This is a genomic window from Bacteroides sp. 44_46 (genome assembly GCF_001915465.1).
In the GTDB taxonomy this organism is placed as follows: Bacteria; Bacteroidota; Bacteroidia; order Bacteroidales; family Bacteroidaceae; genus Bacteroides; species Bacteroides clarus.
Window position 1 is genome coordinate 45,002 of the sequence record NZ_MNQO01000009.1, and the last position, 20,979, is coordinate 65,980.

Here is a 20,979-nt window from a genome sequence, read left to right on the forward strand (position 1 = left end):
CTTATTATTGATAAATAGCTTTCTTGCCTGCCAGAAGTGTATTCTTCATTAAAGAGACAATGGTCATCGGGCCTACGCCGCCGGGTACGGGGGTGATGAATGAGCATTTTGGAGCGACTTCATCGAACTTGACGTCACCGGTCAGCTTGAAGCCGGATTTCTTGGTTGCGTCCGGTACGCGGGTGGTACCTACGTCGATAACGACTGCGCCTTCCTTTACCATTTCCGCTTTTACGAAGTTGGGTTGTCCCAAAGCTGCGATAATGATATCGGCTTCCTGGCACTCTTTTACCAGGTCTTTACTGCGGCTGTGGCAAACGGTCACCGTGGCGTCTCCCGGATAAGCTTTTTGCATCATAAGGGCAGCCATGGGCTTGCCTACGATGTTGCTGCGTCCCAGTACAACGCATTTCTTTCCGGAGGTTTCTATTTCGTATCTTTTCAGTAATTCGAGAATACCATTGGGAGTTGCGGAAACGTAGCAAGGCAGTCCTATGGACATGCGCCCTACATTGATGGGATGAAAGCCGTCCACATCTTTGCGGTAGTCGATGGTTTCAATCACTTTTTGTTCCGAGATATGTTTGGGCAAAGGCAGCTGGACGATAAAACCGTCTACATCCGCATCCTCATTCAGTTCGCGCACTTTCGCCAGTAACTCTTCTTCCGTTACGTCCGCCTCATAACGAATTAGCGAGGATTTGAATCCGCATACTTCACAAGCTTTTACTTTGGCTGCTACATAGGTTTCGCTGCCACCGTCGTGTCCCACAAGGATAGCTGCCAAGTGAGGGCGCTTTCCGCCGCGTGCCACTATATCAGCTACTTCTGCTGCAATTTCCTGCTTAACCTGTTCGGAAATTGCTTTTCCGTCAATTAGTGTCATATTCAATATATCGTATTAGTTATTATTTGCATGGCATTATTCGCAAAAGTAGAGCAAATAACCGAATAAAGCAAAAATCCCGCTGATTTCATTTAATATATGAAATCAGCGGGAGGTATATGCGGGGAGTTTCTTCTTATCTTTTCAGCTTCGGCATCATCTTACCCATTTTGCTGCCGGTCACCATTTTCATCATTTTACGGGTCTGGTCGAACTGTTTCAGCAGACGGTTTACTTCTTGAATGTTCGTTCCGCTACCTTTGGCGATGCGTTGGCGACGCGAACCGTTCAGAATGGCAGGATTACTGCGTTCTTCCGGGGTCATGGAGTAGATAATTGCTTCTATACTCTTGAAAGCATTGTCATCAATGTCGATATCCTTGATGGCCTTGCCGACTCCCGGTATCATGGAAGCAAGCTCTTTCAAGTTACCCATTTTCTTGATTTGCGCAATCTGACTCAGGAAGTCGTTGAAGTCGAACTGATTCTTCGCGATTTTCTTTTGCAGACGTTTGGCTTCTTCTTCGTCATATTGCTCTTGCGCACGCTCTACCAGTGACACGATGTCACCCATACCGAGAATACGGTCGGCCATACGGGCAGGGTGGAACTGATCGATAGCGTCCAGCTTTTCACCGGTTCCGACAAACTTGATAGGCTTGTTTACTACGGAACGGATGGAAAGGGCGGCACCGCCGCGGGTATCACCGTCCAGCTTGGTCAATACCACGCCGTTGAAGTCCAAACGTTCGTTGAATTCTTTGGCTGTGTTTACGGCATCCTGTCCGGTCATGGAGTCTACCACAAACAAGATTTCGTTCGGGTTAATGGCGGCTTTGATTGCAGCGATCTCGTTCATCATTTCCTCGTCTACGGCCAGACGACCGGCTGTATCGACGATTACGAGGTCATACCCTTTTGCTTTGGCTTCCTGTATGGCGTTCTGGGCTATGGCTACCGGGTCTTTGCTGTCCGGTTCGGAGTACATGGGCACTTCGATTTGTTCTGCCAGTACGCGCAACTGTTCGATAGCGGCGGGACGGTAAACGTCACAGGCTACCAATAAAGGTTTCCGGTTCTTTTTGGTTTTCAGCATGCGTGCCAACTTTCCGGAGAAAGTTGTCTTACCGGAACCTTGCAGACCGGACATCAAAATAACAGCCGGCTTGGAATCGATATTGATTTCCGCAGTTTCGCCACCCATGAGTTGCGTCAACTCATCGTGTACGATTTTTACCATTAACTGGCTGGGCTTTACGGCTGTCAGCACGTTTTGTCCTAAAGCTTTCTCCTTAACGGTATCGGTAAAACTCTTGGCAACTTTATAGTTTACGTCGGCATCCAGAAGTGCTTTACGCACGTCTTTCAGCGTTTCTGCCACATTTATCTCGGTGATTTTACCTTCACCCTTCAAAATTTTAAACGACCTCTCAAGTCTCTCGCTTAAATTATCGAACATATTATCTAATTACAATTACTAAATTACAATTTACTCTTATTGAGGCGCAAAAGTACAAAAAATACCTGTAACTGCCTTCTTTTAAGGGCAGAATATTATTACGGCTTGGCGGTAGATTGTTCTGAAGCGTAAAATATATCCGTTTCAAACAATAGGAAGATTAAAATCATGTTGATTCTTTATACTTTTACTTTTTTATTCTTCTCATTATAATAGCATTAAAAAAGAGCGGAATAGATTGTACTATTCCGCTCTTTTTTAGAGTTTGCTTTTATGTCTTATAGGTTTTCTCTTTCGTGTAAGAGTTTAACCGTTCATACTCATCAGGAATTCGTCGTTGTCTTTGGTCTTTTCCAAACGGTCTTTTACGAAGTCCATTGCCTCTATCGGATTCATGTCGGCAAGATACTTGCGAAGAATCCACATGCGATCCAGCGTTTGCTTATCTTGCAGCAAGTCGTCGCGGCGAGTGCTGGAAGCGACAATATTGACAGCCGGGAAGATACGCTTGTTGGACAGGTTGCGGTCGAGTTGCAACTCCATATTACCCGTACCCTTGAACTCTTCAAAGATAACCTCATCCATTTTAGAGCCGGTATCAATCAGCGCCGTCGCAAGGATGGTCAGCGAACCACCGCCTTCAATGTTACGGGCGGCACCGAAGAAACGTTTCGGTTTATGCAGTGCATTGGCGTCCACACCACCGGACAGCACTTTGCCCGAAGCCGGGGAGACAGTGTTGTAGGCACGTGCCAAACGTGTTATAGAGTCAAGGAAGATAACGACATCATGTCCGCATTCTACCATTCTTTTGGCTTTCTCCAATACGATACCTGCGATTTTTACGTGGCGCTCTGCGGGTTCGTCGAAAGTAGAAGCGATAACTTCTGCGTTTACGGTACGGGCCATGTCGGTAACCTCTTCCGGGCGTTCGTCAATCAACAGCATAATCATGTACACTTCCGGATGATTGGCTGCAATAGCGTTGGCGATATCTTTCATTAAGATAGTCTTACCTGTTTTGGGCTGCGCTACGATTAATGCGCGCTGACCTTTACCGATAGGAGCGAAGAGGTCTACTACGCGTGCCGACATGGAGTCGGAATATCCGCCTTTGCAAAGCTTGAATTTTTCGTCCGGGAAAAGCGGGGTAAGATGTTCGAACGGCACACGGTCGCGTACAAAAGCCGGGTCGCGTCCGTTAATCTTGGATACTTTTACCAGCGGGAAGTATTTCTCGCCTTCCTTAGGCGGACGGATAACACCTTCCACTACATCACCGGTCTTCAAGCCGAACAGCTTGATTTGTGACTGTGAAACGTAAATATCGTCAGGGGAAGAAAGGTAATTATAATCGGATGAACGCAGAAAACCATAGCCGTCCTGCATGATTTCCAATACACCGGTCCCTGTGAGTATATCGTCGAATTCGTATGCCTTTTCACGCTCTGCTGCCGGCTTACGCTCGGGGGCGACATTGTTCTCGGTATTGTTCTGTTGTTGTACAGGACGTTGCTGCTGTTGTGCAGGACGCTGGTTGTTATTATTGTTACGATTGTTGTTGTATGGTGTATTATTGTCGCGGAGACGAAGACGGGGGCGTTGTTGCGGTTGCTCTGCTGCAGGAACGGGAGTTTCCGCTTTGGTGGCTTCAAATTTGCCGATGAGCTCCGACGGTAATTCTATTTTTTCGGTTGGCAAATCCTCGATGGGAATGAAGTCGTCTTCCACTTCCGGTAAGATAGGGCTTTCATCCGGTGTAGGTTGGGGAGCTGCGACGGCTTTCTTGGGTTCTGCTTTTTTCGGTTCTGCAGTTTCTGCTTTTGTTTCTGCCGGAGCTACTTTTTTAGGTGCTTCCGCTACGGGAGCAGCCTCTTGTTTTACTTTGCGAGGGCGTCCCGGTTTGCGTTTGGGAGCTTCAGCCTCTGCTGCGGGAGCTGTGGCAACAGCCGGTTCTTTAGCTGCCTCTGCCGCTTGTACGGGAATTTGTACGGCAGGTGTCTCTTCGGCTTTGCCTTTTGTAAGATCACCGTTTTTATTGGCTGTGAACACCTTGTCGGCTCCTTCTTTCTTGACCGTTACGCGAGAACGTTTTTGCTTGTCCCCTTTACGTTCTTCTTTTAATTTGTCGGCTGCTACTTTCTTGGTTGCTCCTGCAATAGCTTGTTCGTCAAGTATCTTGTAAACGAGTTCTTCTTTTTTGAGAGAGTCTGTTTTTTTGATACCCAACTCTTGGGCAATAGCTTGCAATTCCGACAAATTCTTGTCGTTTAATTGAATAATATTATACATACAGTATATGTGTGAATGGTTTTTACTTATTTGGTAAGTCTACCTTGTAAATTATGATTTAATAGGGATATTTATTATTGAACCGGAAATCTGACTAACAATCCTCACCTCAGTAAGGAGTTACAGAATGTTTCAACGGTGCAAAGGTAATAATTATTTTTGGTTTCATAAATAAATCGTCTTTTTTTTAATTTTAAAAGTTTATCTTTGCTTCATTATTATCAAGAAATAGATTTATGAATATATACGCAGTCCATTTGATTACTTTCTCACCTACCCATACCTCTAAACAAGTAGGCGAGGCAATTGTTCGCGGTACAAGCATTTCCGAAATCACAAAAACTGACTTGACGTTGCGTCCGGTGGGTAAGCTTGAAATTCCCGAAAACACCTTGACAGTGATTACAGTTCCTGTATATGGCGGAAAAGTGGCGCCTTTGGCATTGGAGCGGATGAAAGACATTCATACTTCCGGCGCTCCGGCGGTGCTGGTGGTCGTATATGGTAATCGTGCCTATGAAAAAGCATTGGCAGAACTGGACGCATTTGCATCGGAAAGGGGATTTAAAGTGATTGCCGGCGCTACGTTTGTAGGCGAACATTCGTATAGTACGGAGCAAAATCCCATAGCTGTGGGGCGGCCGGACGCGGATGATTTGCGGTTTGCGGAAACTTTCGGCGCAAAAATAAGGACTAAAATAGAAGCGGCTGCCGATATGGATAAGTTATACGCTGTCGATGTGAGCCGTATTCAACGTCCCCGTCAGGCGTTTTTCCCGTTATTCCGTTTTTTGCGGAAAGTGGTGAAGCTGCGTAAAAGCGGTGTGCCTATGCCCCGTATTCCGGCAGTCGATGCGGAGCTTTGCAATCACTGCGGGTATTGTGCGGCACATTGTCCGGCAGGTGCTATTGCGAAAGGTGATGAGTGCAATACTGATGCGGAAAAGTGTATTCGTTGCTGCGCTTGTGTAAAGGGCTGTCCGCAAAAAGCCCGTACTTTCGATACGCCGTTTGCAGCTTTGCTTGCCGACTGTTTTAAAAGACAGAAAGAAGACAGGATTATCTTGTAGCTTCAGGCGGATTGTATTTGTTTTCTCAAGCGTGCGGATTAAGCAGTCACTTTTATGATTAACGCTTTCCGGGTGTTTTCGTCTATCCGGAATCTGTTGTCTGTCCTTTCGCCTACCAGCCAGATAATGTCGTTGCCGCAACATAATACCCATTGCTGCTCTTTGCGGAGGAGGGAGAATTTGCGGTCGGTCATGTAGTCGCTTATTTTTTTTCTGCCTTTCATACCGAACGGGATAAAATAGTCTCCTTTCTGCCAAAGCCGCAGAGATAGGGGAAGCATGAGTTTATCCGCATCGAAGCAGGCGACTGTTTTGTCTCGGGGAATGATGAAGTCCGGGGTAAGAATACGCTCTTCCATGGTTAAAGTGGGTTGTGTGGCTTGCTGACAGGTTTCAATCAGCAGATATTCACGGTCTTTCACTACACGCCAATGCCCTGAGGTGAAAACTTTTCCCGGTTGTCCTTCCAACGCCCGGCATATATCTTCAACTTGAGTTGCGTTGAAGCCGAGCGGATATAAGATTTCAAACAATAATGTTTTTGGGGCGGGTTCATGCATCAGGGTACCGATGTGTATTCCCTTTGCTGTCCGTACCCGTTGTATTCCTTCTTCTATTCCTTTTTTATATATGGCGGACGCTTCGTTCAGATGTTCGGCGGTGTTGAGAATACTTTCTTTGACGGACGGATTGATTTCCTGCATCATCGGCAGCAGGTTTAGGCGTATTTTATTGCGGGTATATTCGTCTTGCAGATTGGTGCTGTCCGTTACGTAATCTTGTCCTATACGGTTCAGGTAGTTGATGATTTCGTTACGGTTCAGGCAGAGTAAGGGGCGTACGATGTGTCCGTTCTTGGGGCGTATTCCCCGTAGTCCGTTGATACCTGTGCCACGGATTAAATTCAGCAGAAGGGTTTCCACACTGTCGTCCTGATGGTGAGCTACGGCGATAACGTTGGCATTACTTTTTGTCCGTATTTTCTCGAACCATTCGTAACGCAGCTCCCTTGCCGCCATTTCGATGGAGATGTGTCGTTCTTCGGCGGTACGTAAAGTATCGAAGTGGACGGTGTGTAGCGGAACTTGTCGCTTTGTGCATAATTGGCGGACAAATGTTTCATCTCTGTCAGATTCTTCACCGCGAAGGTGGAAATTGCAATGTGCGGCTTCGCATTCATAACCCAACGTTTGCAGTAAGCACAATAGAGCAACGGAGTCTGCACCGCCGCTTAGGGCGACGAGTATTTTGTCCGCAGGCATGAAAAGCTTTTTCTGGCTGATATATCGTGCTACTCTTTCCTTTTCCATAGGGGCAAATATACATGTTTCTTCTTGAATTTTATTATTTCTGTGCAGAAACGTTGTTTTCCTTTATGTCTCTTATTTAAAAACATTCTAAATTATTTGTGCTGTATGAACTTATCTTTTATCTTTGCGGCAAAAATAAAGAAAGGCAGAAAGACTATGCGTTTATCCGAATTAAAAACCGGTGAAAAAGGTGTAATCGTTAAAGTGCTGGGACACGGCGGTTTCCGTAAGCGAATTGTAGAAATGGGTTTTATCAAGGGAAAAACCGTAGAGGTGTTGCTGAATGCTCCTCTGAAAGATCCTATTAAGTATAAGGTAATGGGATACGAAATTTCCTTGCGACGCCAGGAAGCCGAGATGATTGAAATCGTCGGTGAAAAGGAAATGTGCCGGGAAGCCGTGCAACTCGATTATCACAAAGGGCTGAGCGAAGATATGCGTTTGGGAGAAGAAGAACTGAAACGCATTGCTTTGGGAAAGCGTCGTACCATCAATGTGGCTTTGGTAGGAAATCCCAACTGCGGTAAAACATCTCTTTTCAATATAGCCTCGGGCTCGCATGAGCACGTGGGAAATTATAGCGGTGTCACCGTAGATGCCAAAGAAGGTTATTTCGACTTTCAGGGCTATCACTTCCGCATCGTGGACTTGCCGGGCACTTATTCGCTTTCTGCTTATTCTCCCGAAGAAATTTATGTCCGCCACCACATTATCAACGAAACTCCGGACATCATTATCAATGTAGTGGACTCTTCCAATTTGGAGCGTAACCTGTATCTCACTACCCAGCTGATTGACATGAATGTACGTATGGTTATTGCGCTCAATATGTACGATGAGCTGGAAGCGAGCGGAAATACGTTGGATTATGTAAAACTCGGCCAGCTGTTCGGCGTGCCGATGCTGCCTACTATCAGCCGTACCGGAAAAGGGATTGAACAACTGTTCCATGTTATCATCGATATTTATGAAGGCGGTGACTTCCTGGATAAGAAAGGCAAGGTGCGTGCCGAAATTTTGAATGACCTGCGTAACTGGCATAAGGAATATGTACCCGACCATGACTTTGGTACTCATAAAGAGGAAAAGGAGCATCCGGTGGGCTTTTATCGCCACATCCACATTAATCACGGACCGGAACTGGAGCGGAGTATTGAGGAGGTGAAACGGGTTATCAGTGTCAACGAGAACATACGCTATAAATACTCTACCCGTTTTCTGGCTATCAAACTGCTGGAAAATGATGATGACTTAGAGGGTACGGTAGAGGAGTTTCCTAATGGAAAAGAGATTCTTGAAGTCCGCAATCGTGAGGAGCAACGCCTGCGCAATGCGATAAACGAGGATAGCGAGCAAGCCATTACGGATGCCAAATATGGTTTTATCTCCGGTGCGCTGCGTGAAACTTATGTGGACAATCATGAGGATACGGCACGTACGACACGCGTGATAGACTCCATCGTGACACATCGTGTATGGGGATACCCTATCTTTTTCCTGTTCTTGTATCTGATGTTTGAAGGAACATTCATACTGGGAGATTATCCCATGCAAGGTATTGAATGGCTGGTTGGGGCATTGGGAGATTTGGTGCGTGATAATATGTCTGAAGGTCCGTTGAAAGATTTGTTGGTCGATGGTATTATCGGCGGTGTAGGCGGGGTGATTGTCTTCTTGCCTAATATCTTGATTTTATATTTCTTTATATCGTTAATGGAGGATTCCGGATATATGGCGCGTGCGGCTTTCATTATGGATAAGATAATGCATAAAATGGGGCTGCATGGCAAATCTTTTATTCCTCTGATTATGGGATTCGGTTGTAATGTGCCGGCTATTATGGCCTCGCGTACCATCGAAAACCGAAAGAGCCGGTTGGTAACCATGCTCATTAATCCGCTGATGTCGTGCAGCGCACGCCTGCCTATTTATTTACTGTTGGTAGGGGCGTTTTTTCCGAACAATGCCAGTTTGGTGTTGTTAGCAATCTATGCCATCGGAATTTTGCTGGCGGTAGTTATGGCACGGCTTTTCTGCCGTTTTCTGGTGAAAGGAGACGATACGCCGTTTGTAATGGAACTTCCCCCTTACCGTATACCGACATCCAAGTCCATTTTCCGTCATACATGGGAAAAAGGCGCGCAGTATCTGCGCAAAATGGGCGGTATTATTATGGTGGCTTCAGTTGTGATATGGGCATTGGGGTATTATCCGAATCATGATGCGTATCAGGATGTGGCGGAACAGCAGGAAAATTCTTATATCGGCAGGATAGGTAAGGCTGTGGAGCCTGTGATAGAGCCGTTGGGCTTTGACTGGAAGTTAGGTATCGGTATTCTTTCCGGAGTAGGAGCCAAGGAATTGGTGGTGAGTACGCTGGGAGTGCTATATGCGGATGATGCCGAAGCTGATGCCGTAAGCTTGGGCGAACGTATTCCGATTACGCCGTTGGTAGCCTTTGGCTATATGGTGTTTGTGTTGATATATTTTCCATGTATTGCTACGTTGGCGGCCATTAAGGGAGAGTCGGGCAGTTGGAAGTGGGCTTTGTTTACGGCTGTGTACACTACTGCACTCGCATGGGTAGTGTCCTTTGCCATTTATCAGATAGGAGGATTATTTGGATGAATAATTGGCAGAATTGGGCGGTAGCTCTCATCTTGTTGTTGTGCATTGTCCGTATAGGGCAGAGTGTTTATCTTTTTTTTCGTAAAGTGAAGGAAAAACGTAATCCTTGTGAGAATTGTGCAACTGGCTGTGAATTAAAGCGGTTGTACGAGAAGAAACGTTCCGAGTGCAGTGATGAGAGAAAAGAAATAAAGAAAAATTGTTGCGGATAGTTGGTAGTTCCAAAAAATGTACTACCTTTGCATCCGCAAACGAGAAAGATTGGTTCCTTGGATGAGTGGCTTAGTCAGCGGTCTGCAAAACCGTGTACGGCGGTTCGAATCCGCCAGGAACCTCAAAGAAAACTCCGAAATATCCGAATGTGATATTTCGGAGTTTTTCTTCTAATATAAAATAGCCGGCATAAAGTTATGCCGGCTATTTTATATTAGAAGATATTTAGAACATCGGTAACTGATAGATGAATCCTACCGATACCCTGTTGGTGGAATAATTCTCTTGTCCAAGCGCTTTGGCGCGAGCTGTGAAATCATAGGAGCGTCCTACGTAAGTAAGGAAGAAGTGTAAGTTTGTATCCATGGGATAGAACTCCACACCGGCAAAGTAGCCCCATGCAGTACGGTATTTGCCTTTCTCTAAATCTCCTTGTTGCTTGGTAAGAGATGCTGTTTCGTACATTCCTTTTACAAAAGCATTCCATTTGGGCAGGAAGCGATAGTTCAACTTGGTTACCATTGAAAAATACCCGGCATCGGAAGCGTTGTGACCTTCCATGCTGCCTGTAATTCCCGTCATGATTCCTTTACGGTCAATACTTTCTCTTGAATACATGAAGTCGAGAAACATATTGAACTTATTCAAGTTTAATTCATTACCGAATGCGTAATAATACATATTCCTGTCTTTAGCCTCATTCATAACGGAAGCAGACCAGCGTGTTTTGAATACGTCATTGAAATTACCGTTCCAGTTCAGGGTATACACAAGCGGAAGTTTGCCCGATTCTATTGTAGGGAGCTCTCCATCTCCGGTTTCAACTCCGTATGTTTTGCTGAAAGAACCATTACGGCTATCCAGGATTTGCAGGTTCAACTGCTGGTTGGAGTTGATGTCATATCCGATATTCAAACCGGTCATGAAGTTGCTCATGTTCTCAATCATATCGCTATACTCGTATATTTCGATAGGATTCAGGTCGAACTCGATACCGCCGTATGCGGCACATTGTTTACCGGCAAAGATAGAAAAACCTTTTCCGAGTTTCACGCCGATTCCGGCAATGTCGATGGAGGTAGGAAGATTGTCGATGTTTCCACTGCTGTCATTCGAACGATTCAGACGCTGTCTGTACCGATATGAAAGCCAGTTGTTGATGTTTCCTTTGGCTTCAATGCGAAGTTGCCTCATTTTGAAAGCTCCTTCTTCAAAGCCGTCGCGGAAGTTTGCATCGAAACTGCCTTGCATATTGAGGAATAAGTTGAACTTATCCTGTTTTTTCTTTACGTTGGTAAGTTCTTCAAACAGGGTTTTATTCTCAAGGAACTTCTCACTCTTCTCCGTGTTCTGAGCGTACATGCCTTGTGCGCAACCCGCTATCAGGAGTATAAATGTTAGTTTCTTTATCATGTCCATCTGTTTTTAGTATTCGTTGAAGTATTCTTGAATCTGTTTCCAGTCGTTGGTCTTGGTCAATGCAAGCATTAGCAGAACACGTGATTTCTGAGGATTTAACTCCTGTGATGCGACAAACTGATACTGCGCATCGTTTACTTCCGCATCGAGAGAAGTGGGACCTGTCGGTACTCTTGATGAACGGACAACAAGAATACCCTTCTTGCGTGCATCCATTAATACGGGGAATATATTCTTATGGATGTTTCCATTGCCTACTCCTGCATGAATGATACCCTTATAGCCGTTGCTCAGCATCGGAGTAACCATATCGGCTTCGATATTCGAATAGCTATAAACGATTCCTACTTTGGGAAGTGAGTTCAAATCGGTAACATCAAATACGGAGTGGGTGGTATGCTTCTTTACGGACGACATATTATAGGTAACCTTACCGTTCAAAACATAACCGAGTGCACCTGCGTTGGGAGCTTGGAATGTTTGTACGTCAACGGTATTCATCTTCAATACGCTTGCGGCGCCAAGTACGCTTCCGTTCATTGCCACTAAAACGCCTTTACCTTTGGATTCTTTAGCTCCGGCCACAACGACGGCATTGTATAAATTGAGAGGTCCGTCGGCGCTGATGGCGGTGGATGGGCGCATTGCTCCGACTAAAACGACCGGTTTGTCGCTCTTGACCGTCAGATTGAGGAAATATGCCGTTTCTTCCATTGTATCGGTTCCGTGAGTAATGACGATACCGTCAATATCGGAGCGTTTCAAAAGCTGGTTAATCTTCTTTGCAAGAATCAGCCAAACATCATCGTTCATATCCTGTGAGCCTATCTTGACGATTTGCTCACCTGTTACGTTAGCTATATTCTTCAGTTCGGGTACGGCATCAAGCAAAGTGCCGATAGCCACCTGTCCGGCAGTATAGTTGGTGGCGGTTGCAGACGCTCCGGTTCCGGCGATGGTTCCACCGGTGGCAAGGATATGAATATTAGGCTTTTGTTGAGCGAAAGCCATTGCTGCAGAAAACAGTAGCATAACGGCTACCATACTAAGTCTTGCTAATTTTTTCATAACTTACATTGTTTAAATTAAAAAATAGGTTGAAGTATAATATCTCAGAATATTTGTATGAATAACAATCCCAGCGCTATGGCAACTACCGTAGAGACAATACCGGGCATCATAAAGGAGTGATTAAGTATATACTTGCCGATGCGGGTTGTTCCTGTGCGGTCAAAGTTGATAGCCGCGACTACGGTAGGATAGTTCGGTATGAAGAAATATCCGTTTACGGCAGGGAACATGGCTATCAGCATATACGGCGATATGCCCAAAGCGATGCCCAGCGGTACTAAAGCGCGTACCGTGGCTGCCTGGCTGTACAACAAGATGGACATGACGAATAAAGCGATACCGAACAACCAGGGCATCTGGCGCACGATTCCTTCAATAGAGGCGGTCAGTTGCGCCATATTGCCATTCAAGAAAGTATCGCCCATCCAGGCAATACCGAAAATAGCGATTACGGCCTGCATTCCGGCGGGAAAAACAGAACCCTGTGTCGCTTTTATTCCGTCGGTTTTGGTAACCAACAGAATAAGGGCGGCTGCCGTAAGCATGATGATTTCGATAATGGCGGACATGCCTAAAGTGACTGTTTTTCCATCAATCAGGAAAGAAGGGCGCATACCCTCAAACGAACCGAAAAGAACAATGAATGCGGTAGCGAGGATGAATATAAGTACCGAAATCATAGCATGGCGTTTGTTTTTTACGTCATCAATCTTCACCTTTCTGCCATCGAAGTATCCCTCTGCCATGCGTTTTTGATACTCAGGGTCGTCAATCAGTTCTTTTCCCACACGCATGGAGCACAATGCTCCTACCAGCACGCCGAGAATCGTCGCAGGAATCGTTATTTTGAGGATATCGAATAAAGTGATGTCGAATCCGGCGAGCAGACCAAGCAGTGCCACCGTGGCTGCCGAAATAGGACTTGCCGTGATGGCTTGCTGTGAAGCGATAACCGCAATACCCAACGGACGCTCGGGTCTGATTTTGGTTTCTGTCGCAACTTCGGCTATGACGGGAAGGACAGAGTAAGCAACGTGTCCTGTTCCTGCTACGAAAGTAAATAAATAAGTTACGATGGGACTGAGGATAGTAACCTGTGACGGATTTTTGCGTAGCAGCTTTTCCGCCAATTTTACCATATAGTCAAGTCCGCCGGCCGCTTGCATACAGGAAGCCGCGGAAATAACGGCGGCAATCATCAACATTACGTCGATTGGTGGCGCGGTAGGTTGTAAGCCGAATACAAAAGTCAATATACCTAAGCCTACACCGCCCATTACTCCGAGACCTATGCCGCCTAAACGCGCACCTATGATAATAGCGGTGAGTACAAATAATAATTGTAAGATCATATACTTGTTATTTAAAAATTAAATGAAGGCTGTTCCGTTTCTTTAATATTGGCTAATTTCTGAAAATATCTTTTATATAACAAGAAAAGGGGGTAAATGTGTTGCCTGTATTACTTTATATTTTCTAAATAAAACATATATTAACTAAATATAGATAAACTTCTGATTTATTCTTATGGTTTACAATTTGTCATATTAAGTATAGAATTATGTGTAATATTTACTTGTGATTAAAGTTTGTTAACTTAATAATAAGGCATGGTGTTTACAAAACATTTTATGCTATCTTTGGTTATTCTTTGGTAACCGCTTATAGAAATGGTTAATAAATATATATTATGAAAGAAGAACTATCAAAAAAAACTCGCACAGAAAGTGATTTGATCGGCAGCCGTGAAATACCGGAAACTGCCATGTATGGAGTACAAACCCTCAGAGGTATCGAAAACTTTCGTATCAGTAAATTTCATCTGAATGAATACCCTTTGTTCATCAATGCTCTTGCTATCACTAAAATGGGAGCGGCTGTTGCCAACTTCGAGCTTGGCTTGCTTACCGAACAACAGGCGGATGCTATTCTTGAAGCTTGTAAGGAAATACTTGAAGGCAAGCATCATGAACAGTTCCCGGTAGATATGATTCAGGGCGGAGCCGGAACCACTACCAACATGAACGCCAATGAGGTAATCGCCAATCGCGCTCTTGAAATCTTGGGACATAAACGCGGTGAATATCAATATTGTTCGCCGAACGACCACGTCAATCGCTCACAGTCTACCAATGACGCTTATCCTACCGCCATACATATAGGAATGTACTATACACACCTCAAGCTGGTGAAACACTTTGAGGAGTTAATCGATGCGTTCCAGCGCAAGGCGGAAGAGTTCAGGCATATCATTAAAATGGGACGTACGCAGTTGGAAGACGCTGTACCTATGACACTCGGACAAACATTCAATGGCTTTGCCAGTATCTTACGCGATGAGATAAAGAACCTGAACTTTGCGGCAGAAGAATTCCTCACTGTCAATATGGGAGCTACCGCCATCGGTACGGGCATTACGGCAGAGCCGGAATATGCGGAGCGGTGTGTAAAGGCTTTGCGGAAGATTACCGGATGGGAAGTTAAGCTATCTGCTGATTTGGTGGGGGCTACTTCGGATACTTCTTGTCTTGTAGGTTATTCTTCGGCGATGCGGAGAGTGGCGGTGAAGATGAACAAGATATGCAACGACCTTCGTCTGCTCGCATCCGGGCCGCGTTGCGGACTGGGAGAAATCAATCTTCCTGCCATGCAGCCAGGTTCCTCTATAATGCCGGGCAAGGTAAACCCCGTTATCCCCGAAGTGATGAATCAGATAGACTACAAAGTAATAGGCAATGACCTTTGTGTAGCCATGAGCGGTGAAGCCGCGCAGATGGAACTGAATGCGATGGAGCCTGTTATGGCGCAATGTTGCTTTGAGTCGGCCGATTTGCTGATGAACGGATTCGATACTTTGCGTACTCTCTGTATCGACGGAATCACCGCTAACGAGGAAGTATGCCGCAGCTATGTACACGATAGTATCGGTGTGGTGACCGCGCTGAATCCGGTTATCGGTTATAAGAACTCTACCAAGATAGCCAAAGAAGCCCTCGAAACGGGAAAAGGCGTTTATGAACTGGTTCTGGAACACAACATACTTTCCAAAGAGGATTTGGATACCATCCTGAAGCCGGAAAACATGATTAAGCCTGTGAAGTTGGATATCAAACCTAATATTTAAAGGATGGCGCTCCGGAGCATAAGGTTCCGGAGCAGCCTGCGTTAAATATTCGCAAAGAGTTTATGCTCTATTTGTTTTCTTATGGCTAATTAGCTTCTTTTGCGGCAGGAAATTTGTTTATGAATACTTAAAAAGCGAAGAAGATGAAGCAACTCAGATTATGGCTGCTCGGCCTGTTTGCATTATGCGGCATAGCGGCTGTGGCACAGGAAGCAAAAGCGGACAGTACCGGTTATATTGTGAAAGTGGGGCAGACGGCTCCCGATTTTACCGTAACGCTGACGGACGGCAAAACCGTTAAACTTTCCGATTTCCGTGGCAAGGTGGTGATGTTGCAATTCACTGCCAGTTGGTGCGGTGTATGCCGTAAAGAAATGCCTTTTATCGAAAAAGATATATGGCAGAAGCATAAGTCCGATCCGGACTTCATGTTAATGGGTATCGACCGTGACGAACCGTTGAATAAAGTCATCGCTTTTGGCAAGTCCACGGGTGTTACCTATCCCTTGGGACTGGATCCGGGCGCTGATATTTTTGCCAAATATGCGTTGCGTCAGGCTGGTATCACCCGTAATGTGCTGATTGATAAAGAAGGGCGCATCGTGATGCTTACCCGTCTTTACAATCCTGAGGAGTTCTCCTTTCTGGTCAGGAAGATTGATGAACTTCTGAAATAGCTTTCTTCCGGCTTCCGGTTTTAGAAAGAAAAGCTTGTGCCGGCATTTAGCGACATCATGATGTCGCTTCCCTGCACGTTATCCTGCATCAGCAGCTCCTTTCCGTAAATGCGGATTTTGGGTTCGAGGAATACTTTGAAGCGGCGGCTCACTCGATAAGAGGTATGCAGTCCCGCTTCTCCACCGATAAAGAAACGGCTTTCATGCTGCATCCGCACGGATGCCACTACTCCGGCAAATAGCTGTATGTCGTATTTGCGTTCAGGGTCGTATCCCGTCATCAGATTGGTAAGATTCAGCATATAGTTAAGGCTTCCGCTTGCCATATCATATTTCACGGTTTCCCCTTTCAGGTCTGTGGAAAGAGGCGTGTAGTCCGCTCCTAAACGGAGCGACGATAGCGGAGTAAAGATGCGTCCCGCGCTTATCATGGCCTGATAGCCAAAGTAGCGTTTCAGTTCATACCGCTTCATCTGTATGGGGGTGGAGAAACCTATTGCGCCGCTCACGAAGAAAGAAGGTCGAAACAGTTCCCGGTTCAAAGAGCGTGCCATACGGTTCTCCTCGTCGGCACGCCGTATCTCGATACCTACATTGATGCTGTACAGATTGTCTGTGAACTTTTTGGCCACATATCTTCCTTCTTCTTTTTCGCTGGTCTTTAATGAATACGATGCCAGGCTGGTACGTGGTTCCACAAACAAAGAGACATCCCCAAAGAGCCTGTATTTAAATTGCACCCCGCCCGTAAATCCCGTATATCCGCCTTTCGCGGGGCGATAACCGTTCTCCTTCAAGATATATCCCAGCTCACCGCCGGCCAGTACATTGACGGAAAACTTGGGATTCACCTGCCGGCCGTTAAAGAAATACGTGGCGTCCAGCATACCTTCCAGACGTCCCCCCGCATATGCGGACATCTCATAGAATTCTTCACCGGCGGAATTTGCCGAAGAAGCGGTTACTTTTTTGTGCCAGGTATCGGAGGATTTGAATGCCGATAGTCGCAAGCCGAATGCGGGTATCAGCCATTTGCCGGCGGACAGGCTGATGTGCGGCCCGACGGAGTTCACCAATCCTATTTCGCTTGTCAGGCGGGAAGCCTGTAACTGTCCGCCTGCGGCAACGCTGACGAAGGTATTGTCCAAAAAGCGGTTTCCTTCCAATATGCGTATTTTGCCGAAAGGCTTCCATGCTTTCAGACGGTAGTTCATGCCCACTGTCGCGCCGTAGGTCATATCGTATTTATGCCAGTTCTTTTGAAAAGAGTGGTCTATGCCGTCACTCATAATGGTGAAGCGCGGTTCCAGATAAAAGTCCACATGCGCGGTAGGGTGCAGCTTCAACTGAAAACCTAAGTGCAGGTCGGCCACATGCTCCGTCCTGCCGGCCAGCGAGGACAGTTGATAACCGACTCCCGCTACGGTCAGGAACTCGAAGATACGTCCGGGATTATAGCCGTTGACGTAGGACGATACGTTTAACAGATAGTCCGCTTGCAACCCGAAGCGCATTAAGGTTTCGTTATCTATTTTGCGGGAAAAGTTGCCGGCGAGCAGTGAAGCCCGCAGGGCATGCGCGGGAGCGAACTGCCAGCTGGCGGCAATACCGCCCGCAGGGCCTGTATTGAAATCCGTGTTTCCGCGCGGAATCATTTTATCCATACCGCCGAACAAGGAGATATACACATTGTTCTTCCATAACGTGTCGAAAGGAACGGCGTCCGGATGCTGGTAACGTTTTTGGAACATCTGCCGGGTAGCGTCGAATCCTGCGCTGACCGTATCTTTAGGATGCGCTGTTCGGGGAGAATTGTCGCTGCCTTGCTGCTGGGCAAAGGCGGCGGGTATCGTTATGCTCAATACAATCAATATAATCGGTAGCTTCTTCATGGTTTTCAGCTCTCTCTATATCCGTTTAATAAAGTTTCCAGTCACCCTGGTCGTAATATTCCATAAACTCCTTGCTGATTTCGCCGTCATTAACGGCTATTTTGTAGTATTTCTCATCCAGTTTGACGATTTCTTCCAGTTTCTTGCAGGCTTCATCAAAATCCAGGGCGTTATCGTAGCTCCATTCATACAGTTTCTTTTCCCGAATGTAAATCACCAGCTTCATGTACTTTGTCATGGCCGTTTCGGGCAGCGCGTCCAATGCTTTCTCCGCTTCTTTATTGTAATTGTCCGTTTCCATGGCCATGCACATTACGATATTATTGAGCGGTGACGACTCTTTCACTGCTTTGAATACCTTTTTGCGTTCCTCACCCTCTTTCACGGTGGCTGCGCCCCGGTAGTCGTAGTAGCCGCCCAGACAGTTGGCAAATGCCTTTATCATCTGGAAGCGCTCGGTGTCGGGAAGCTTGTCGGCAAGGATGCTGGCCTCTTCAAAGTTATAGGCGCGTATGTACATCGCGAGCTGGTTGGCGACGATTGTTTCGGGGTTTACTTCGGTCTTCGTTATGCTGATGCCGTCGTTGAACGAATCCACCATGTTCACTTTTCGTTTGAGGTCAATCAGGGGTTTCAGTATCTCTACATCGAAAGTGTCCCTGCGCAACAGCGCTATGGCAAGGTTGTTGGCCGCCAGAATCCACGGCTTTTCTTTCCCTTTCGCGTCGTATGCCATTGTCTCCCTGTAAGCGCGCCGATAGAGCTTTTCCGCTTCTTTCGGCTCTTTTATCATTTGGAACAAATGCCAGTACTCGTAGCGTGTGAATGACTTCTTGCCGTCGGCATATTGCGGGTCGTGCAAGTATTTGTCCAATATTTCGTCCGGGTTCAGCTCACGGAATATTTCATGTTTGTATTCGTACTGCACGGTACGTAGCTTGGGCAGCCGCTCTTTGATGACGGTGGAGTAATAGGGCAGGCGTGATACGGCGGCAAATTGCGCATCGGGGTTCTTGTATTTCCCGGTGATTTCCCTTATCTCCCGCGCTTCCGCGGTGAGGCTGTCCCGCTCCAGCAAGCAGGCTACCTCATTCCAGGTGGCGACACGCGTTTCCGTGGGATGCTTATACACCCGGCTCCATTTGGCGGCAGGTATTACCGAAGTGATTTTTTGGAGAGCGAAAGCCGTTCGTTGTTTGGCGAGCGCCAGATTGCCGGCATAGCGTCCTTCGGGAGACGATACGCCGGTAATCTTAAATTCTTTCAGCGTGGTGCCTTCGCCGTTGACGATGCCCATCAGGTCTTCCTGCAATTTATTCATCTGCACCACGTTGGCAGAGTCCGCCGGATCCAGTTCGGCCTTGCCTACGAGGAATGTCAGCGAGATATTGCCCGCCGTATTCCGGCGTTCGCGTCGGGGCGTTTCTTTGTATTTATCGGGGTCTAATTCGAAATCGGGGAATGAGAACTCCAGAAACTGCAAAGGGCGTTTTATTTTGCAGGTAGTCATTTTCCATTCCGCTTCGTAAGTGGAGTGGGTATAATCGGCTATAATAACTTTGGACAATACGCTGTAAATGCGTCTGGGGTCGGGCACGGGCACTGAGTCGTTGATGTCCAGATTGAAGCGCGTGGCATCCAGCTGGCGACGGGTATTGATGAAGGGCGCCAGTTTGTCGTTCTTTATGTCGTAGGCCATGCGGCGGTCTTGCGTCAGTCCGTATTCGGGGCCATCCATGACGGTGGGGTCCATGTAGCTCACCACCTCTTCGGTGGTACAGTCCATGATGTAAGGCTGCATGATGAGCCGGCGGTTGGGAGCGCCGTAATTGCTGGGAATGGCTACCGAGTTGTTTACAATCAGCTTGTTTCCCACTATTTTCCCGGCTACGGGGCGGGGCTGCGGATTCGGGTTCTCAGCCACGACTTCCACTTCCTCAAGGGCGATCCCGCCGTCGATGTTGGCATTAATCTCCTGCTTGTAGTTTACCTCGCGCAGTTCGTTTTTCATTTGCACGTTAAAGATAAGCGCGCCGTTTTCCGCCACGCGTATTTCGTAGTACCCGTCGGCGCCTGCCACGGCGTCGGCATCGAAGAGCAGTGTCCCGCCACCGCCGGTTTCGAGCGCTTTCAGAGCATCGCGCGCGGAGGCTACGGTGTTGAAAGCGAAGATACGCACGGTTTCGCCCATGGGGAAAGGCCTCGGTTTCTTTTCGCCTTCGGGCAGGTTCAGCACTTTGCCGGACACGATGGAGATTTGCTGCGCCATGATTGATGCGGAAAATGAAACCATAGCAAGACAAACGGCTGATGTTATGATGAAATGTTTCATGGCGGTTGTTCTTTATTTGAAGATATAGGACACAGAGACACCTATCTTGATAGGCAATAGTTTGTAACCGTTGGCGTTGGCTTGTGCCGTTCCGTCGGTGTAGTCTGCTATGTTGTCGTTTTTGTAGTATTGTTTTTGCTTGAAGTATACGGCGCCGAATCCGCCGTAAAACTCTACGTTGAGGCGTCTGCTCAGATTCAGCGCGTAGCCGAACGTGATTCCGGCACCGGCGGCATCACCCTGATAGATACGCTCTCCCCATGTGATGTCGTAGGAAACGCCGAGGGCGGCTATTCCTACAAACTCCCGTGTCATGGGGCGTCCGTTGAACCAGTAACGGTATTCGGGCAGAAGTCCTATCATTTTGGCTTTGTTGCCATAGATGTTGATTGCGCCGAAAGCCGAGATGTCGATACTGCTCCGTTCGCCTACAACGAATTCGCAGCCGATGTTGGGAGCCATGGCGGCAAGCATCAGTCCGTTGGTTTTTACCGCCAGTTGCTGGGCATGCAGGGCAGGAGCGCTGCACAGTATCAGCAGAAAGAAGATACTGCTTGGAAGAAGTGTATGGTGATGGGTTTTCGGCATATCGGTGTTTATCGTTTG

Annotated in this window: 15 protein-coding genes and 1 tRNA gene; 6 read left to right on the forward strand and 10 right to left on the reverse strand. The window is 46.9% G+C overall.

The features are described from left to right. Positions 1-4 precede the first annotated feature (4 nt). From folD to rho, 3 genes are all read right to left on the reverse strand, one after another. A complete protein-coding gene (folD, locus tag BHV73_RS04425) occupies positions 5-886 on the reverse strand; it encodes a bifunctional methylenetetrahydrofolate dehydrogenase/methenyltetrahydrofolate cyclohydrolase FolD (RefSeq protein WP_009121550.1) in 882 nt (293 codons plus the stop codon). Between the two features lie 136 nt (positions 887-1,022). Then, on the reverse strand, positions 1,023-2,345 hold the full coding sequence (gene ffh / locus BHV73_RS04430; RefSeq protein WP_009121551.1) for a signal recognition particle protein: 1,323 nt from the start codon (positions 2,343-2,345) through the stop codon (positions 1,023-1,025). Positions 2,346-2,651: 306 nt separating this feature from the next. Continuing rightward, positions 2,652-4,637, reverse strand: a complete 1,986-nt coding sequence (rho, locus tag BHV73_RS04435) for a transcription termination factor Rho (protein WP_118467233.1) — start codon at positions 4,635-4,637, stop codon at positions 2,652-2,654. 236 nt (positions 4,638-4,873) lie between these two features. Between rho and BHV73_RS04440 the strand changes: the two genes are divergently transcribed. Beyond that, positions 4,874-5,707, forward strand: a complete 834-nt coding sequence (locus BHV73_RS04440) for a 4Fe-4S binding protein (RefSeq protein WP_118047666.1) — start codon at positions 4,874-4,876, stop codon at positions 5,705-5,707. A 38-nt stretch (positions 5,708-5,745) separates the two neighbouring features. On the opposite strand, the gene tilS is transcribed toward BHV73_RS04440, so the two are convergent. After that, entirely contained in the window at positions 5,746-7,017 is a 1,272-nt protein-coding gene (gene tilS / locus BHV73_RS04445) for a tRNA lysidine(34) synthetase TilS (protein ID WP_286736931.1), read from the reverse strand. 156 nt (positions 7,018-7,173) lie between these two features. Between tilS and feoB the strand changes: the two genes are divergently transcribed. The 3 genes from feoB (at position 7,174) to BHV73_RS04460 (ending at position 9,980) form a co-directional block, all read left to right on the forward strand. Continuing rightward, a complete protein-coding gene (feoB, locus tag BHV73_RS04450) occupies positions 7,174-9,645 on the forward strand; it encodes a ferrous iron transport protein B (protein ID WP_039950594.1) in 2,472 nt (823 codons plus the stop codon). Then, entirely contained in the window at positions 9,642-9,857 is a 216-nt protein-coding gene (locus tag BHV73_RS04455; protein ID WP_009121556.1) for a hypothetical protein, read from the forward strand. Before feoB ends, BHV73_RS04455 begins: the two co-directional genes overlap by 4 nt. A gap of 51 nt (positions 9,858-9,908) precedes the next feature. After that, positions 9,909-9,980, forward strand: a tRNA-Cys gene (locus tag BHV73_RS04460). A 103-nt stretch (positions 9,981-10,083) separates the two neighbouring features. On the opposite strand, the gene BHV73_RS04465 is transcribed toward BHV73_RS04460, so the two are convergent. From BHV73_RS04465 to BHV73_RS04475, 3 genes are read right to left on the reverse strand one after another with little or no spacing between them, the layout of a single operon-like run. Further along, positions 10,084-11,268, reverse strand: coding sequence for a porin (locus BHV73_RS04465; protein WP_118467451.1), 1,185 nt, complete (start codon positions 11,266-11,268; stop codon positions 10,084-10,086). Positions 11,269-11,283: 15 nt separating this feature from the next. Further along, on the reverse strand, positions 11,284-12,345 hold the full coding sequence (gene ansB, locus BHV73_RS04470) for an L-asparaginase 2 (protein WP_009121558.1): 1,062 nt from the start codon (positions 12,343-12,345) through the stop codon (positions 11,284-11,286). A gap of 44 nt (positions 12,346-12,389) precedes the next feature. After that, complete coding sequence (locus BHV73_RS04475) at positions 12,390-13,700, reverse strand: anaerobic C4-dicarboxylate transporter family protein (protein ID WP_009121559.1); 1,311 nt, start codon at positions 13,698-13,700, stop codon at positions 12,390-12,392. A gap of 338 nt (positions 13,701-14,038) precedes the next feature. On the opposite strand from BHV73_RS04475, the gene aspA reads away from it, so the two are divergent. Both aspA and BHV73_RS04485 read left to right on the forward strand, forming a co-directional pair. Continuing rightward, positions 14,039-15,472 (forward strand): aspartate ammonia-lyase, encoded by a 1,434-nt coding sequence (gene aspA / locus BHV73_RS04480; protein WP_009121560.1) that lies wholly within the window; start codon positions 14,039-14,041, stop codon positions 15,470-15,472. Positions 15,473-15,615: 143 nt separating this feature from the next. After that, positions 15,616-16,149, forward strand: coding sequence for a TlpA family protein disulfide reductase (locus tag BHV73_RS04485; protein WP_286736936.1), 534 nt, complete (start codon positions 15,616-15,618; stop codon positions 16,147-16,149). Between the two features lie 20 nt (positions 16,150-16,169). Here the strand turns inward: BHV73_RS04485 and BHV73_RS04490 are convergent, their stop codons facing one another. The 3 genes from BHV73_RS04490 to BHV73_RS04500 form a co-directional block, all read right to left on the reverse strand. Next, the gene (locus BHV73_RS04490; RefSeq protein ID WP_286736939.1) at positions 16,170-18,041 is read right to left on the reverse strand and encodes an outer membrane insertion protein; all 1,872 of its coding nucleotides are present in this window, start codon (positions 18,039-18,041) and stop codon (positions 16,170-16,172) included. Between the two features lie 25 nt (positions 18,042-18,066). Continuing rightward, positions 18,067-20,310 carry a hypothetical protein gene (locus BHV73_RS04495; protein ID WP_039950522.1) on the reverse strand — a complete coding sequence of 748 codons (2,244 nt, stop codon included), beginning with the start codon at positions 20,308-20,310 and terminating at the stop codon, positions 18,067-18,069. A gap of 75 nt (positions 20,311-20,385) precedes the next feature. Further along, positions 20,386-20,961 carry a DUF3575 domain-containing protein gene (locus BHV73_RS04500; RefSeq protein ID WP_022219651.1) on the reverse strand — a complete coding sequence of 192 codons (576 nt, stop codon included), beginning with the start codon at positions 20,959-20,961 and terminating at the stop codon, positions 20,386-20,388. Positions 20,962-20,979: the final 18 nt, after the last annotated feature.